Source organism: Rhodococcus sp. IEGM 1379 (genome assembly GCF_030056815.1).
Lineage (GTDB): Bacteria > Actinomycetota > Actinomycetes > Mycobacteriales > Mycobacteriaceae > Rhodococcus_F.
Map to the genome: position 1 here is coordinate 120,765 of NZ_JASHKR010000008.1, position 14,887 is coordinate 135,651.

A 14,887-nucleotide genomic window follows, 5' to 3' on the forward strand; every position below is an offset into this window, starting at 1 on the left:
CCGGTTCGGATTCAGCCTCGAGGGGAGAACCCGCATGGCGAATGACATCAAGTCGAAGTCACCGGAGCGAGCGACGTATGTTCTGGGCACACTCATCCTGGTTGCGGCGGTAGCCAACCTCAACCTATCGGTCGCCAATGTGGCACTTCCCGACATCGGACGAGCATTCGACGCGAGTCAGACGCAACTGAACTTGATTGCCGTCGGCTATTCCCTGGGTCTGGCCGGCACGGTGCTCTATCTCGGTGCTGTCGGTGACCGGTACGGGCGCAAGATGCTGCTGGTCACCGGTATGGCGCTGTCGATACCGGCATCGCTGGTCGCTGGATTCTCCGGCAGCTTCGAGGTACTTTTTGCCGCCCGAATCGTCGGCGGTATTTCTGCTGGTCTCGCATTTCCGACGACGCTGGCGATCATCACGGCTTTGTGGGCGGGCCCGGCTCGGACCAAAGCGATTGCCATGTGGTCCGCGATCGGTGGCGCGATTTCGGCATTGGGTCCGATCGTGTCGGGGTCCCTGCTCGAGAAATTTCACTGGGGTTCGGTCTTCTTCGTGACGCTCCCGTTGGCGCTTCTCGCTGTGGTCTGCGCGCTGGTGTTGGTGCCCGCGCACGTCAACGAGACGACGGATCCTGTTGATCACCTCGGTGGCATCGTGTCCATCGTCTTCATCGGGGCACTGGTGTTGTCCATCAACTTTGCGCCGGTCAAGGGTTCGGGCACTCTGGCGCTCGTTTTGGGAGCCATTGCGCTGGTCGCCGGTATCGGGTTCTTCCTGCAACAGAAACGAGCCGTCAATCCACTGTTCGATTTACCCGTGGCCGCTCGCCCGACGTTCTGGGTCGCGGCCGTGGGCGGGCTGGTCGTCTTCGGTTCGCTGATGGGCGCGATGTTCATCGGTCAGCAGTTCCTGCAAAACGTACTCGGTTATTCGACGCTCGCTGCCGGTGCAGCCATCATTCCCGCTGCCCTCGCGATGGTCATTGTTGCGCCTCGGTCGGCAACGATGATCGAAAGGCATGGCGCGCGAGCAACACTGCTGTCCGGCTACCTGTTCGTTGTTCTCGGACTAGTTGTGGCGCTGACCATGTGGAACGAGAGCACGCAGTACTGGCAGGTGGCACTGGCCTACGGTCTCGTCGGCATCGGTGTCGGTCTGGCGGGTACCCCGGCATCGCGTTCACTCACCGGATCAGTTCCTGTTTCCCGGGCCGGCATGGCGTCGGGAACCTCGGACCTTCAACGTGATCTGGGTGGGGCGATCATGCAGTCGATTCTCGGCGGAATCCTCACCGCTGGTTACGCGAAGTCGTTGGGGGCGTCGATAGCGTCGTCACCCGACGCCTCCCAGATCACTCCCGAGACGCAGTCGGCACTGACAAAGTCGTTTTCCAGCGCGGAAGTTCTGGCAGAGCGATACCCGCAGTATTCTGAGCAGATCATGGAGGCCGCGAAACATGCTTTCCTGGAAGGAGATACGAAGGCATACATCGCCGCAATCATCGTGGTGTGCGCCGGCGCCGCGGTGGTGACGTTCTTCTATCCCCACTTGGAGCGCGAGCGTGAACTCATGGCGGAATACGCCGCCGACTCAGACCTCCGGGAGAAGAAGGCCTGACTGAGCGGCGTTTTCGGCGCGAGGAGAATCACGGCTCGCACAGTTCTCCGACACGTGCGACGACGGTATCGGTGCGGGGTCCACCCACACCGCAATCGAGTCGCGGACTTTGGCGCGAAGCACACGTCGTTCCTGTAACGGCCATCGGAAATATTCGAGGTCTTCAAGCACGGATTGGAGTGTGTTGGCAACCCACGCAGTCGTTTCAGCGTTGTCGCTGTCCACGTTCAGTTCTCCGCCGACACTAAAACCACTCAACCCGCGCCTACCGATCCACCCGAGCGACATAACGTAGTCGGCATCCATTCGTAGTTCCCAAGACGTATGGGCGAGAGTCGCTTCATGGCCAACTGAGGTGTTGGAGAGATCGCGGGTTACGGCTTCCAGTGCCGACGTCCAGTTGAGCGGGGCATCGGTGTCGGTAATGGCGTCGAAAAACGGGAATTCCCATACCAGGTCGTCGTCATTTCCCCAGATCATCGAAGTGCATTCACCCGAGAGCTGCGATCATCGCCGCCACGTCCGCAGGGTTCTGGGTGTAACCCGGGAAATAGCAACATACCTCGTCGGCATGCTCGCCGAACCTGCGTCGAATCTCGGTCGCGCACTCTTCGGGAGTTCCGACGACGGCGAGTGTCTCCAGCATGGGATCCGTTATGAGAGAAGTCATTTCGGCGTAGCCGCCTCGCTTGGAGAGTGCATTGAGTTCGGGTTGAACATCGCCCCATCCCTCGATGTCGAGTACCGGCCGATAGGCGGGGGTCGAACCGTAGAACGAGAGCAGGCTCCGGACGCCGCGCGATGCCGCGTCGAGTTGCTCGGCGCTGCGGCCAACCCCGACGATGATCTGCGGAATGATCGCGAATTCGGTTCGTGCGCGACCGGATTCACGTAATCCCGCATCAACGGCGGGCAGTGTTCGCTGAAGGAAATGTCGTTCGGTGTGGAACGGCATGACCAGTAGTCCGTCGGCTACTTCCGCCGCGGTGCGCGTCATGATCGGTCCGAGAGCGCCCATCAGAATCGGTGGTGGACCATAAGGGTTGGGGCCGGGATCGAAGGTCGGCGGCATCAACGTGTGGGTGAAGAACTCGCCGCGAAAGTTCAACGGCGTCGTGTTCTCCCACGCAGCAAGTATTGCCTTGATCGCGGAGACTGTTTCCTTCATTCGCGCAGCCGGCCGTGACCACGTTGCGCTGTAACGCTTTTCGATGTGCGGCTTGATCTGTGAGCCGAGTCCGAGGCGGAACCGGCCCCGGCTGAGAAGTTGGAGATCGTTCGCGGAATTGGCCAAGTGCATGGGACTGCGCGGAAATGCGATGGCGACGTTGGTCATCAGATCGAGGTCCACCGACGAGGCTGCTTCGACGAGGGGGAAGAACACGTCGTGCTGGCCCTCGAAGGTAAACAGTCCGGCGGCGCCGGTCTCGGCGAGTTCGAGGCTGCGGGCCGCGCCGGCCCCGGGCGGGGAGTCGAGTTGAACGTGAACCTTCATCGGCGCACTCGCAGCCAGGTGCCGACGCCGGGGGCGAACGGGGCAATTGCTGCGACGGCTACGAGGGTGCAGTAGAGAAGCGGTGCCCATTTCAATACGCCGCCGCTGATGTCGTCCGCAGCGGACGTCAAAGACATGAAGCCGAGTCCGGCCGCGATACTGACGGCGCCGACGATTGCCGTCATAACGCGTCCGGCATTTTTTCGGGCGCGCAGGAGTTGCAGGCTCAGGAAGGCTAGTAGTGCGAGGACGAGTGCACCGCCGCCGCTACCGACAAGGACGACGGTGACGGCGTCGGAGATGTCGGTGGGTGAGTATCCAGGGTTGTCTTGGGCCGTCGAAGCCTCGAGTGCAGCTCGGACGTCGGTCAGGCTCGAGACCGCGACTCCGGCAATTCCGGCGAGGACAACAAACGAACCTATCCACGCCGACGCCGATACGAGCACTGCCTTCGGCGTCTGATCGCTGGGAGCGGTGCGCAAAGGGCGGATCACAACGTCGGGCCGCGGTGGCGCGGGGCGAGCCGGAGGGGTCAGTGATATGTCGGGATCGGTCACCGGTCGATCGTAGCGATTCGGAGTGCATTCAAGTGATGTGGCGCACTTTTCCGGCTTTTCGGGGAACGTGGGAACAAATTTACGCGGGCTGTAGTTGACCATTTCGACAAGCTTGAGCGCCCTCGGCTCAACTTCAAGTTGACTCACGGCCTCGGTCGGAGGCAAACTTGAGTGGAGGACGCTCACCAAGCGAAAAGACTCGCGGTCAGGTTCGAGATCAAGCACTCGAACCGGACGGCCGCAGAACGAAAGGTAGGACACTATGGCTCGTGCAGTAGGTATCGACCTCGGTACAACCAACTCGGTAGTAGCAGTGCTGGAGGGTGGCGAGCCCGTAGTGGTCGCCAACTCCGAAGGCTCACGCACTACGCCGTCCGTCGTTGCATTCGCAAAGAACGGCGAGGTCCTCGTCGGTCAGCCTGCGAAGAACCAGGCGGTCACCAACGTCGATCGCACCCTCCGCTCAGTCAAGCGCCACATCGGTACTGACTGGAACGTGGAAATCGACGGCAAGAAGTACACGCCGCAGGAAATCAGCGCTCGCACGCTCATGAAGCTCAAGCGTGACGCAGAGGCTTACCTCGGCGAGGAAATCACGGATGCCGTGATCACCGTCCCCGCATACTTCGAAGACGCACAGCGTCAGGCCACCAAGGAAGCCGGCCAGATCGCCGGCCTCAACGTTCTCCGTATCGTCAACGAGCCCACCGCGGCTGCACTGGCATACGGCCTGGACAAGGGTGACACCGAGCAGACCATTCTGGTCTTCGACCTCGGCGGCGGCACCTTCGACGTCTCCCTGCTGGAAATCGGCGACGGCGTCGTCGAGGTCCGCGCAACGTCCGGTGACAACCACCTCGGTGGCGACGACTGGGACGAGCGCGTCGTTTCCTGGCTCGTCGACAAGTTCAAGGCTCAGAACGGCATCGATCTGACCAAGGACAAGATGGCGCTCCAGCGTCTGCGTGAGGCTGCGGAGAAGGCGAAGATCGAGCTCTCCAGCTCGCAGAGCACCTCCATCAACCTCCCGTACATCACGGTCGACGCGGACAAGAACCCGCTCTTCCTCGATGAGCAGCTCACGCGCAGCGAGTTCCAGAAGATCACCTCTGATCTGCTGGATCGCACCCGCGCACCGTTCCAGGCAGTGGTCAAGGACAGTGGCATCGCCGTCAAGGACATCGACCACGTCGTGCTCGTCGGTGGCTCCACTCGTATGCCGGCAGTCTCCGACCTGGTTCGTGAGATGACCGGTGGCCGTGAGCCCAACAAGGGCGTCAACCCGGACGAGGTTGTGGCCGTTGGCGCCGCACTGCAGGCCGGCGTGCTCAAGGGTGAGGTCAAGGACGTTCTGCTCCTCGACGTCACACCGCTCTCGCTCGGTATCGAGACCAAGGGTGGCGTGATGACCAAGCTCATCGAACGCAACACCACCATCCCGACCAAGCGCAGCGAAACCTTCACCACGGCTGACGACAACCAGCCTTCGGTGCAGATTCAGGTGTTCCAGGGTGAGCGCGAGATCGCTTCGCACAACAAGCTTCTCGGCTCCTTCGAGCTCACGGATCTGCCGCCGGCGCCGCGTGGCGTCCCGCAGATCGAGGTCACGTTCGATATCGATGCCAACGGCATCGTGCATGTGACCGCGAAGGACAAGGGCACAGGCAAGGAAAACACGATCAAGATCCAGGACGGCTCCGGTCTGTCCAAGGAAGACATCGAGCGCATGGTCAAGGACGCCGAGGTTCACGCTGAGGAAGACAAGGCCCGTCGCGAAGAGGCAGAGGTCCGCAACCAGGCCGAGTCGCTCGTTCACCAGACGGAGAAGTTCGTCAAGGAACAGCGTGACGGCGAAAATGCGGGCAAGGTCTCCGAGGAGATCCTGACCAAGGTCGAGGCAGCGATCAAGGACGTCAACGATGCCCTGACCGGCACCGACATCTCGGCAGTGAAGACCGCTGTGGAGAAGCTGGGCACCGAGTCACAGGCTCTGGGCCAGGCAATCTACGAGTCTTCCGCTGCCAACGAGGCCGGAAACGCTGACGGCGCAGGCAATGACGACGATGTCGTCGACGCCGAGGTCGTGGACGAGCCCACCGACTCGGACAAGAAGTGACCTCGGACAACACCGAGAACAACCCGGTCGACCCCGAGACCGGTGCACAGGGAGGGGCGGCCGGTGAAGGCCGGCCGCCGCTCGACTCGGAAGACACAGGGGTAGTGCAGGAAGCGGAGGTCATTGTGGAAGAGGCTTCTGCCGCTGACCAATTGGCTGAGCGCACTGCGGATCTGCAGCGGTTGCAGGCGGAGTACACCAACTACCGTCGTCGCGTCGACCGCGACAAGCAGGCCAACATCGAGACCGCGAAGGCATCCGTGGTGGGTGCCCTCGTCCCGATCCTCGACGATTTGGATCGCGCTCGCGCACACGGTGACCTCGTCGAGGGACCGTTGCGGGCCGTCGCGGACAAGCTCAACGACACCCTCACCGGTCTGGGTTTGACCGTGTTCGGTGTCGAGGGTGACGCTTTTGATCCGGAATTGCACGAAGCCGTGCAACATGAAGGTGAAGGATCGGACCCGGTCTTGAGTGTGGTCATGCGTAAGGGCTACAAGTTCGGTGACCGCGTCCTGCGCCACGCGATGGTAGGCGTTGCAGATCGAGTGGGCGAGCAGCCCGCCGACGGCAGTGCTGCAGGCGCAGAAGAAGAATCAAAGTAACAGCGAGAGGAGGAGACGCCCAGTGAGTCAACGGGAGTGGATCGAGAAGGACTTCTACAAGGAGCTGGGCGTCTCGTCCACCGCTTCGGCCGACGAGATCAAGAAGGCGTATCGCAAGCTGGCCCGGGATCTGCATCCCGACGCCAATCCTGACGATTCGAAGGCCGAAGAGCGCTTCAAGGCGGTCAGTGAAGCGAACACCATTCTGTCGGATCCCGAGAAGCGCAAGGAATACGACGAAGCTCGAAGGCTCTTTGCCAGTGGTGGTTTCGGCCCCCGCGGGCAGGGCGGCGGCGGATTCAACTCCGGCGGCGGAGGCTTCGATGTCAGCGACCTGTTCGGCGGAGGCGCCGGTGGGCAGGACTCGGGTCTCGGCGATATCTTCGGCGGACTGTTCAACCGTGGCGGTCAGCGAACCGCTTCGCCGAACCGTCCGCGCCGGGGCAAGGACCTCGAAACCGAAACCACTCTCGGGTTCCGCGAAGCGGCACTCGGCGAAACGGTTCCGCTGAGGATTACCAGCCCCGCATCATGCACAACCTGCCACGGTAGTGGCGCAAAGCCAGGCACCAGTCCGCGAGTGTGCCCGCACTGCAACGGAACCGGTGTCATCAACCGCAACCAGGGTGCCTTCGGATTCAGCGAGCCGTGCGACGATTGCCGGGGTACCGGCTCGATCATCGACTCGCCGTGCGACGACTGCCATGGCAGTGGTGTCACAAACCGCACCCGCACCATCACGGTGCGTGTCCCGGCCGGCGTCAGCGACGGGTCGAAGATCAGGCTCAAGGGTAAGGGTGAAGCGGGACTCCGCGGCGCCCCGGCCGGCGACCTCTTCGTCAACATCCGGGTACGTCCCGACTCTGTATTCGGGCGCAACGGCGACGACCTGACTGTGACGGTTCCGGTGAGCTACGGCGAACTGGTTCTCGGTACCACTCTCTCGGTTCCGACGTTGGAAGGTCGTGTCGGAGTGAAGATTCCGGCGGGAACTGTCGACGGACGCGTCCTGCGAGTACGGGGACGCGGTATCCCGAAGCGGCCCGAAGGCGCCGGCGATCTACTGGTCACTGTGAAGGTGTCGGTTCCGCAGAATCTGGACGATGCCGCGATCGAAGCGCTCGAGACCTATCTCGAAGCAGAGAAGGCGAGCGGATTCGATCCACGGGCCGGGTGGGCCGGTGTGTGATGACCGAACGTCCGAAGAATCAACGAGACGTATCGCTCGATCCTGACGCTCAGATTTTCGTGATTTCGGTGGCAGCCGAACTGGCGGGCATGCATGCGCAGACTCTGCGCAACTACGACCGCCTCGGTTTGGTGACGCCGCATCGCACTACCGGTGGCGGACGCCGCTACTCGCCGAGAGATGTTGCACTTCTCCGTGAGGTACAGCGACTTTCCCAGGACGAGGGTGTCAACCTCGCCGGTATCAAGCGGATCATCGAACTGACCAATCAGGTTGAGGCGCTCCAGCATCGGGTACGGGAACTGGCGGAAGAGATAGCCACGGTTCATGCGGGCTATCGCCGTGAACTCGTCCCCATCCCGCGCAACAATGCGCTGGTGGTGTGGAAGCCTCGCAATCAGCGGTAACGCTTCAACGTACAACGGTCCGGTGCCCTTTCGAATCATGTGATTCGAAAGGGCACCGGACCGTCTTGTTTGTATGCCAGGTGCTCTAGCCGTGGGAGATGCCGTTGATGAATGCGAGCGATCCGCTGGCAATCAGTGCGGGTATCGCGGTCAACGATCCGAGCGACGTCTCCAGTATCGGAGTATCGCTACCCGTCTGCACGAACTCCACGTAAACCCTTACTACATTGCCAATTCCGGCAACGAGCTTTGAAATCATGTCGATCGAACCCATCGAACCCATTGAGCGCTCTCTTTTCATATTGAAGAAGACGGACTGGCTGGTTTGTCGCAATCGAATCACCGACTGTTACATGGTGATGAACGTGTGGCGAGACGCGTACCGATTGCTCGTTTGACGTTATTCAGATCACACAATATGCTCCAAACCTAGCAACCGCTTGATTGATCTTCGAGCGCTTGCTTGGTTTGTCGATACAAAAATCCGGTATCTCTACCGGTCAACCAATCTCACGTCAGGTGTTCGCCTGACGTTCGGTGCATATGTGTGTTCTAGGAGTACTGACATGAATCGTCGGCCCATTCTGCTTGCGGCAGTAGCAGTCACGGCTCTGGCCCTCACCGGGTGTAGCGGCAGTACCGACTCCGAAGCCGGAGCAGACGCGCCCTACCGAGTGCTGCTCACCGGTGGTCTCAGCGCGCAAGGCGCCCTCGCTGCAAACTCGCAGACGGCGTCGCTTGCGACCAAAGCCGGTGTACAGGTGCAGAACGCGGCCGGTGGAATCGGTGGGCGTCAGATCGAACTGACGACCGTCGAGGATGCGGGCGACGCCACTATCGCCGTCACCAAGTTGCGCGAAGCTATCAACTCCGGCAAGAAGCCTGATCTCTACCTCAACTCGGGTCCGTCCTCAATCGCCGCTGCCGTTCTGCCGATTCTCAAGCAGAACAACATCTTGTCGATGAGCCTGTCACCCGCTCCGGATTCGACGGATCCGGCTAAGTTCCCGCTCAACTTCGATTTGGCGCCGGGTTCGACGGATACTGCACGCGGCATTTCCGAATACGCAAAGTCCAAGGGCTACAGCAACGTCGGAGTACTGCACGGCAGCACTGCCTACGGTGAACTATTCGGTGCGCAGATGACCAAGGAACTCGAAAAGGTCGGTGTCAAGGCGGCTGGAAATGAAGAATACGACGCCGCCGCACTCGACATGACGGCGCAGTTGCAGGCGCTCAAGAACTCGGGCGCCACGGCACTTGCCCTCGATGCCTACGGCGCACCCCTGGGGTATGTGCTGCAGAGCCTCGAACGTCTCGGTTGGGACGTGCCGTTGATCGGAAACACGTCGGTGTCCGCGACCAGCCTGATCGCCAACGATCCGCCGGCCGGTGTGCTCGGTACTGCTCAGGTCAAAAACCTTGTGACGCAGGTATTCACCAGCACGGTGTTCGATCCGAACAATGCCCCCGTCAACACGATGGTGAACACGATGGCATCGCTGGGTTCGATCCCGTCGACGCTGATTCTCGCGGACAACTACGACGCTTTCCCGTTGGTTGCGGCAGCTGTCGAGAAGGTCGGTAGCTCAACCGATCCGAAGAAGTTGGCGCAAGCGCTCGAAACCGAAGAGGTCCAGAAGAATGCGAAGACTGCCTTCCTCTCGCGTTACAACTTCAGCGCGGACAGTCACGGCCCGAATCCGGATACCAGTGAGCTGAAGTTCATCAGCCCGACGAAGATCGTCAACGGCCAGTTCGGAAACCCGGCTGCCTCATGACCATTCTGTGGTCCGGTCTGGCACTTGGCGCGGTCTACGTGCTGGTCGCCATCGGGTACAACATAGTTTTCGTTTCCTCCAACACCTTCAACTTCGCTCAAGCTCAGCTGATGATGGTGGGCACGTTTGTTGCCTACACCGGTTTGGTCACCCTGAAACTACCGGTTCTCGTGGTGGCGGTGATGGCAACCGTCACGGTGATGCTGCTGGCCTCGATCGAGGAGATAGTTGCCATCCGGCCGGTGGCCGATCATCAAAATCAGTTGGTCACGACTATGGGCGTGGCGACGCTCCTCAACGGCGCAACTCAGTTGATCTGGGGTAGTGAGCCACTGACCGTTCCCTTCTTCGGGTCGAACGATCCGATCACGTTGCTCGGTGGACGTGCATACCCGGTCGAGATAGCCCTACTGGTTACCGCGATCGCACTGGTTATCGGGTTGAGCTACGTATCGAAGAAGACCATGACCGGCTTGGCATTGATCGGTATTTCCGAGGATCGCGAAGCGGCGATGCTCCGTGGTGTCAATGTCCGTCGACTCGCGTTGGGCGCCTTCGCGTTCTCCGGTGCTTTGGCCGGTGTTCTGGGACTCTTTGTGGGGCCCAAGACATTTGCCGTTGCAACGCTGGGCGCGGCATTGGCGCTCAAGGGTTTCGTTGCATTGGCGATCGGCGGATTCGGTTCTCTTCCCGGCGCTTTGATCGGCGGACTTACGGTCGGTCTCGTCGAGTCGTTCACCGCGCTCTATCTCGGAAGTCAGTACAGCAACATTGCGGTATTCACGGTCCTCATCATCGTTCTGATGGTCAAACCTGCCGGACTGTTCGGCAACGTACGAGAACGGGTGGTGTGACATGGTGACACTGTGGCGGAATTTCCGTTCCCTTCCGAGTTGGATCATCCCGCTGGTCCTCGGTGTGGTGATCATGTTGCTGCCGACTCTCGGGCTCGACCTGTCCACGTCCCGTCAGATTCAGTTGGCCTGCATCCTTGCGCTGGTCGTCAGCGGTCTGAACCTCAGCCTCGGATTTGCCGGCGAACTGGCACTCGGCCAGGCGGCGATGTATGCAGCCGGCGCGTACACGGCGGGCTTGATGTCGCAGGCCGGCCACACCGATATCCTGTTGCAGCTTGCTGCTTCGGGTGCGGTGGCCCTGGCAGTCGGCATCCTCACCGGCGTTCCCGGTCTGCGACTGGGCAACTGGTCCTTGGCCATGACATCGTTCTTCCTGGTGCTGCTCGTGCCGGACGTGCTGGCAATTTTCGGCGGCAAGACGGGTGGGCGTAACGGCCTGACCGGAATGGAACCGCCGACGCTGTTCGGATCCGAACTCGACACTGGGCAGTACTACATCGTTGTTGTCGTCGTGACCATCCTCTGGTTCGTCGTCATGCGTAACCTGGTGGTATCGCGTCACGGAATCGCGTTCCGCACGCTCAAGCAGTCGCCGGTTCTGGCGTCGTCGCAGGGTGTTTCGGTGTTCCGGATGAAGCTGCTGGGGTACGCGATCGGTGCGTTCCCGGCCGGTCTCGCGGGAGCATTATTCGCAAACACCGACCTCTTCATTTCGCCGGAGGCCTTCGGATTTACCTTTGCCACAGCAGTTCTGGCGGCTTCGATCCTGGGCGGTGCTGCGAGTGTCTACGGCGCGGTGGTCGGTGCGGCGATCATGCAGCTCGGACCCAACCAGTCGACGGCGTTTCAGGAGTATTCGCTTATCTTCTACGGCGGTTTCCTCATCGTCGGTGGCGTTCTACTCTCGGGTGGTTTGACCAAGGTCGGTCGAACATTGGTGGCCAAACTTGATCGCAAGGCAGGGCTCGGCGTTGTCGTCGTGAAGGAAAGGGGCCGGGCTACAACAGAACTCGCTCCGATCAAGGGCGCGACCCTCGTCGTGGACAATGTGTCCAAGGCATTCGGTGGAAACCAGGCTCTGAACGCGGCAACTCTGACGGCAGAAGCCGGCAAGGTTACCGCGCTGATCGGACCCAACGGTTCGGGCAAGACGACGATGCTCAACATGATCTGCGGGTTCTATACCGCCGATACCGGAGTCATCCGGATCGGTGACACGGTTGTGTCGCAGTCGTCTCCGCACAAGGTGGCGCGTGTGGGTGTGGCGCGTACGTTCCAGACTCCGACGATTCCCGAGAACATCACAGTTCTGGAAGCTGTTGCATCAGGACGATATTCGGTTCACCGGGCTTCGATGGCCTCGGCTGTTCTGCGGCTGCCCAGCTTCCGTAAGGTGGCGAAGGCTGACATCGTCGAGGCCGAGCGAGTTCTCGAACTGGTCGGAATGTCGCACCTGCGCAACGAAATTGCGACGTCATTGCCCCTGGGGATGCGTCGTATGCTCGAAGTTGCGCGAGCGATCGTCGCCGAACCCCGAGTGGTTCTCTTCGACGAGGTGGCATCGGGACTGGACGAGGACGAACTTGAACGTCTCGCAGATCTCATCAGAGTTCTCCGTGACGCTGGCGCAACAGTGGTGTTGGTAGAGCACAACTTCCGGCTCGTTCTCTCCTTGGCGGACGAGATCGTGGTTCTAGCTCAAGGTCAGGTCATTGCCACGGGCGATGCGGCGACGATCGAGCGTCATCCCCGCGTTCTGAGTGAGTATCTCGGCGTGAAGGCCGGCGACGAGGATATTCTCCTCGGCGACATCGGTGTGGCAGAGATCAGTGAGGTGAAGTGATGGAACCGATTCTCAAGGTCCGGAATCTGCAAACCGGATACGGCGATCTCAGGGTCGTCTGGGACGTGTCCTTCGACGTGTACCCGGGCCAGGTCACCGCATTGCTCGGGCGCAACGGCGCCGGTAAGACGAGTACCTTGCGTGCACTGTCCGGACTCAACAAGGTGGCGTCGGGGACCGTCGAGATGGACGGCGCTGACATCACCGGAATACCGCCACACAAGCGGGTGCGTCAGGGAATGGCGTATGTCCAGGAAGGGAAGCGGGTCTTCCACAAGCAGACCGTCGAGCAGAATCTCCTGCTCGGTGGGTACACCCGGAAAGTCAAGCGCGCGGAACTCATGGAGTCGGTGGAGTCCATGTACGAGATGTTCCCGATCCTGGGGGAGAAGCGGGCTCTGCCGGCAGGTTCCATGTCCGGTGGCCAGCAGCAGATGCTGGCGATCGGTGCAGCCCTGATGGCGCAACCACGACTTCTTCTGCTGGACGAGCCTTCGGGCGGTCTGGCTCCCGTGATCGTCGGCGAGGTGATGGATCGCGTGCAGCAACTCAAGGAGACGGGGCTCGCGGTCCTGCTCGTAGAACAGGCCGTCGAGGCAGCGATGAGCGTCGCTGATCACGTGACGGTCCTCGACATCGGCAAGGTGGTTCTGGACGCCGACGCCAAGGATATCGACGATCTTGCAGTGCTCAAGGACGCGTACTTCGGCCGAGTCTAACCGGTTTCTACCTGGCGCGCTGCAACTTCCACGGCCCGGCATCCAATCGGATGTCGGGCCGTGGGCCGTAGCGATGCACGTTCAGTTGGCAGTGAAGACGTCGTACGACGCGTTCATCGTGGGATAACCGGTGGACATGTAGTTCGTGAGGATGATGTGGGTGGGGTCGCCGATGATGCGGGTTCCGTCGAGGGTGGGGTTGCCGGCGTAGTTGTTGGCAGCCATGACGGTTTGCACTCCGTCGGCCACGTTGTAGGTGACGTCGACGCCGATGCCCCGCGGATCGCTGCTGTACGCGGTCACGATTTCGGTGGTGTGCGGCACGAGGTACGAACGGGGGCCGTTGATCCACTCGCCGTAGGGGTTGGATGCGCTGTCCAGGAGCATGGGATTGTCAGTGTTATTGGTGATCGTCATGGCGACAGTGGGGCCGTCGGTGGGCATGGTCCCGGCGTTGGCAATGGTGGCGGTTCCGAGTGCAGAGCCGCCGACTGCGAAGGCGATTGCGGTGATTGCTGCAATGCGAGTGGAATTGGTACGCATGACGGTTGCTCCTGAGGGTGTCGGAAAAGATGTTGGTTGTGGGAAAGTGAGCAATGCGAGAAGGCTCGAAGTTGCAAGCCGGCAAGGTGTCGGTGGTGGTCGGTGACGACCACCCACTGTTTCGTGAGGGCGTTGTCCGGGCCCTCTCCGGGAACGAGAGCATCGACGTCGTCGGTGAGGCCGACGACGGTGCTCAGTCTCTGGCTTTGATCCGCGAACTGAAGCCTCAGATAGCGCTACTTGATTTCCGGATGCCGATTCTGGACGGAACGCAGGTAGCAGCAGCGGTGACTCGGGACCAACTTCCGACACGCGTGTTGCTTTTAAGTGCTCACGACGAGGCGTCGGTTGTCTATCAGGCGTTGCAGGCGGGAGCTTGCGGGTTTCTGCCCAAGGAATCCACTCGGGCGGAGATCGTGAGTGCGGTACTCGATTGCGCCGCGGGTCGAGATGTCTTGCCGCCCAGTGTAGCTGCGAGTTTAGTGGGGGAGGTACGTCGGCGAAGCGAACCTTCGGGGCCGACGCTCAGTGCCAGAGAACGCGAGGTGCTGGGGCTGATTGCCCAGGGCGCCAGCATTCCGGCAATTGCAGGGCAGTTGTTCCTGGCTCCGTCCACTGTCAAGACCCACGTGCAGCGCCTCTACGAGAAACTCGGAGTCAATGATCGCGGCGCTGCCGTCGCTGCCGCGATGCGGCAGGGTCTGCTGGAGTGATCTGGAGTCAGACGAGCACGTAGGCCACGTTCAGGCTCGGATACCCCGACGTCATGGTGGTGGAGACACGGTGCGGCACCGAAGCGGAAGTACCGAGTGTGCCGGCATCCTCACGTGAGTTAGCGGAAGCGAAGACAAACTCGGCGCCGTCTTGCGCACGGTAGGTCAGAACGATCGGGAACTCGCAGTGTCCGGTACTGGTGGCTACGACGTGGACGTTCATGTTCGGCAGGATGTAGTCGGCCGGCGGCACGATCCAACGTCCGTTCGGGTTGGATTCCTTGACCAGATACAGCGCCCCACCACTCGAGTTCGAGATCAACGCGGTGGTGACCGCTGTGGTGGTGTCCGAAGTGGTCGTGTTGTTGCGAAGTGTGTTGGTGCTCATGATGTTTGCTCCTGAAGTTTCTCGGTTGTGCCGGACTCGGTGTCTGGCGTTTTCGG

Annotated in this window: 16 protein-coding genes; 10 read left to right on the forward strand and 6 right to left on the reverse strand. The window is 61.0% G+C overall.

Annotated features, from left to right (window positions below; all coding sequences use genetic code 11):
• Positions 1–34 precede the first annotated feature (34 nt).
• Positions 35–1,618, forward strand: coding sequence for an MFS transporter (locus QM600_RS07560; RefSeq protein ID WP_283260844.1), 1,584 nt, complete (start codon positions 35–37; stop codon positions 1,616–1,618).
• Here QM600_RS07560 and QM600_RS07565 read toward each other — a convergent pair.
• The 3 genes from QM600_RS07565 to QM600_RS07575 are packed head-to-tail and all read right to left on the reverse strand — an operon-like array spanning position 1,592 to position 3,670.
• Positions 1,592–2,098, reverse strand: a complete 507-nt coding sequence (locus QM600_RS07565; RefSeq protein WP_283260845.1) for a hypothetical protein — start codon at positions 2,096–2,098, stop codon at positions 1,592–1,594. The genes QM600_RS07560 and QM600_RS07565 overlap by 27 nt on opposite strands.
• Before the next feature lie 10 nt (positions 2,099–2,108).
• Complete coding sequence (locus QM600_RS07570; RefSeq protein ID WP_283260846.1) at positions 2,109–3,113, reverse strand: TIGR03617 family F420-dependent LLM class oxidoreductase; 1,005 nt, start codon at positions 3,111–3,113, stop codon at positions 2,109–2,111.
• Positions 3,110–3,670, reverse strand: a complete 561-nt coding sequence (locus QM600_RS07575) for a hypothetical protein (protein WP_283260847.1) — start codon at positions 3,668–3,670, stop codon at positions 3,110–3,112. The genes QM600_RS07570 and QM600_RS07575 overlap by 4 nt, the downstream gene beginning before the upstream one ends.
• A gap of 262 nt (positions 3,671–3,932) precedes the next feature.
• Between QM600_RS07575 and dnaK the strand changes: the two genes are divergently transcribed.
• Genes dnaK through QM600_RS07595 form a run of 4 tightly spaced genes read left to right on the forward strand, consistent with a single transcriptional unit; the run spans position 3,933 to position 7,987 of the window.
• A complete protein-coding gene (gene dnaK, locus QM600_RS07580; RefSeq protein ID WP_283260848.1) occupies positions 3,933–5,786 on the forward strand; it encodes a molecular chaperone DnaK in 1,854 nt (617 codons plus the stop codon).
• Complete coding sequence (grpE, locus tag QM600_RS07585; protein WP_283260849.1) at positions 5,783–6,391, forward strand: nucleotide exchange factor GrpE; 609 nt, start codon at positions 5,783–5,785, stop codon at positions 6,389–6,391. The genes dnaK and grpE overlap by 4 nt, the downstream gene beginning before the upstream one ends.
• A gap of 22 nt (positions 6,392–6,413) precedes the next feature.
• Positions 6,414–7,580 carry a molecular chaperone DnaJ gene (gene dnaJ, locus QM600_RS07590; protein ID WP_283260850.1) on the forward strand — a complete coding sequence of 389 codons (1,167 nt, stop codon included), beginning with the start codon at positions 6,414–6,416 and terminating at the stop codon, positions 7,578–7,580.
• On the forward strand, positions 7,580–7,987 hold the full coding sequence (locus tag QM600_RS07595; protein WP_283260851.1) for a heat shock protein transcriptional repressor HspR: 408 nt from the start codon (positions 7,580–7,582) through the stop codon (positions 7,985–7,987). Before dnaJ ends, QM600_RS07595 begins: the two co-directional genes overlap by 1 nt.
• Before the next feature lie 85 nt (positions 7,988–8,072).
• Here the strand turns inward: QM600_RS07595 and QM600_RS07600 are convergent, their stop codons facing one another.
• Complete coding sequence (locus QM600_RS07600; RefSeq protein WP_283260852.1) at positions 8,073–8,246, reverse strand: hypothetical protein; 174 nt, start codon at positions 8,244–8,246, stop codon at positions 8,073–8,075.
• Positions 8,247–8,553: 307 nt separating this feature from the next.
• On the opposite strand from QM600_RS07600, the gene QM600_RS07605 reads away from it, so the two are divergent.
• The 4 genes from QM600_RS07605 to QM600_RS07620 are packed head-to-tail and all read left to right on the forward strand — an operon-like array spanning position 8,554 to position 13,187.
• Positions 8,554–9,768, forward strand: a complete 1,215-nt coding sequence (locus tag QM600_RS07605; RefSeq protein ID WP_283260853.1) for an ABC transporter substrate-binding protein — start codon at positions 8,554–8,556, stop codon at positions 9,766–9,768.
• Positions 9,765–10,622, forward strand: coding sequence for a branched-chain amino acid ABC transporter permease (locus QM600_RS07610; RefSeq protein WP_094274468.1), 858 nt, complete (start codon positions 9,765–9,767; stop codon positions 10,620–10,622). The genes QM600_RS07605 and QM600_RS07610 overlap by 4 nt, the downstream gene beginning before the upstream one ends.
• Before the next feature lies 1 nt (position 10,623).
• Positions 10,624–12,468: a branched-chain amino acid ABC transporter ATP-binding protein/permease gene (locus QM600_RS07615; protein ID WP_283260854.1), complete on the forward strand. Its 1,845-nt coding sequence runs from the start codon at positions 10,624–10,626 to the stop codon at positions 12,466–12,468.
• Positions 12,468–13,187, forward strand: a complete 720-nt coding sequence (locus tag QM600_RS07620) for an ABC transporter ATP-binding protein (protein ID WP_094274466.1) — start codon at positions 12,468–12,470, stop codon at positions 13,185–13,187. The genes QM600_RS07615 and QM600_RS07620 overlap by 1 nt, the downstream gene beginning before the upstream one ends.
• An 81-nt stretch (positions 13,188–13,268) precedes the next feature.
• Here QM600_RS07620 and QM600_RS07625 read toward each other — a convergent pair whose 3' ends face one another.
• Complete coding sequence (locus QM600_RS07625; protein ID WP_283260855.1) at positions 13,269–13,730, reverse strand: hypothetical protein; 462 nt, start codon at positions 13,728–13,730, stop codon at positions 13,269–13,271.
• 53 nt (positions 13,731–13,783) lie between these two features.
• Between QM600_RS07625 and QM600_RS07630 the strand changes: the two genes are divergently transcribed.
• Positions 13,784–14,443: a response regulator gene (locus QM600_RS07630; RefSeq protein ID WP_283260856.1), complete on the forward strand. Its 660-nt coding sequence runs from the start codon at positions 13,784–13,786 to the stop codon at positions 14,441–14,443.
• Positions 14,444–14,450: 7 nt separating this feature from the next.
• Here the strand turns inward: QM600_RS07630 and QM600_RS07635 are convergent, their stop codons facing one another.
• Positions 14,451–14,831 carry a hypothetical protein gene (locus QM600_RS07635; RefSeq protein WP_283260857.1) on the reverse strand — a complete coding sequence of 127 codons (381 nt, stop codon included), beginning with the start codon at positions 14,829–14,831 and terminating at the stop codon, positions 14,451–14,453.
• Between the last annotated feature and the right edge of the window lie 56 nt (positions 14,832–14,887).

Excerpts from the sequence above, each read along its gene's own strand:
- QM600_RS07560 (WP_283260844.1), top strand. The coding sequence starts at position 35 with ATGGCGAATGACATCAAGTCGAAGTCACCGGAGCGAGCGACGTATGTT.
- QM600_RS07565 (WP_283260845.1), bottom strand. The coding sequence starts at position 2,098 with ATGATCTGGGGAAATGACGACGACCTGGTATGGGAATTCCCGTTTTTC.
- QM600_RS07570 (WP_283260846.1), bottom strand. The coding sequence starts at position 3,113 with ATGAAGGTTCACGTTCAACTCGACTCCCCGCCCGGGGCCGGCGCGGCC.
- dnaK (WP_283260848.1), top strand. The coding sequence starts at position 3,933 with ATGGCTCGTGCAGTAGGTATCGACCTCGGTACAACCAACTCGGTAGTA.
- QM600_RS07595 (WP_283260851.1), top strand. The coding sequence starts at position 7,580 with ATGACCGAACGTCCGAAGAATCAACGAGACGTATCGCTCGATCCTGAC.
- QM600_RS07600 (WP_283260852.1), bottom strand. The coding sequence starts at position 8,246 with ATGATTTCAAAGCTCGTTGCCGGAATTGGCAATGTAGTAAGGGTTTAC.
- QM600_RS07605 (WP_283260853.1), top strand. The coding sequence starts at position 8,554 with ATGAATCGTCGGCCCATTCTGCTTGCGGCAGTAGCAGTCACGGCTCTG.
- QM600_RS07610 (WP_094274468.1), top strand. The coding sequence starts at position 9,765 with ATGACCATTCTGTGGTCCGGTCTGGCACTTGGCGCGGTCTACGTGCTG.
- QM600_RS07615 (WP_283260854.1), top strand. The coding sequence starts at position 10,624 with ATGGTGACACTGTGGCGGAATTTCCGTTCCCTTCCGAGTTGGATCATC.
- QM600_RS07620 (WP_094274466.1), top strand. The coding sequence starts at position 12,468 with ATGGAACCGATTCTCAAGGTCCGGAATCTGCAAACCGGATACGGCGAT.
- QM600_RS07625 (WP_283260855.1), bottom strand. The coding sequence starts at position 13,730 with ATGCGTACCAATTCCACTCGCATTGCAGCAATCACCGCAATCGCCTTC.
- QM600_RS07630 (WP_283260856.1), top strand. The coding sequence starts at position 13,784 with ATGCGAGAAGGCTCGAAGTTGCAAGCCGGCAAGGTGTCGGTGGTGGTC.
- QM600_RS07635 (WP_283260857.1), bottom strand. The coding sequence starts at position 14,831 with ATGAGCACCAACACACTTCGCAACAACACGACCACTTCGGACACCACC.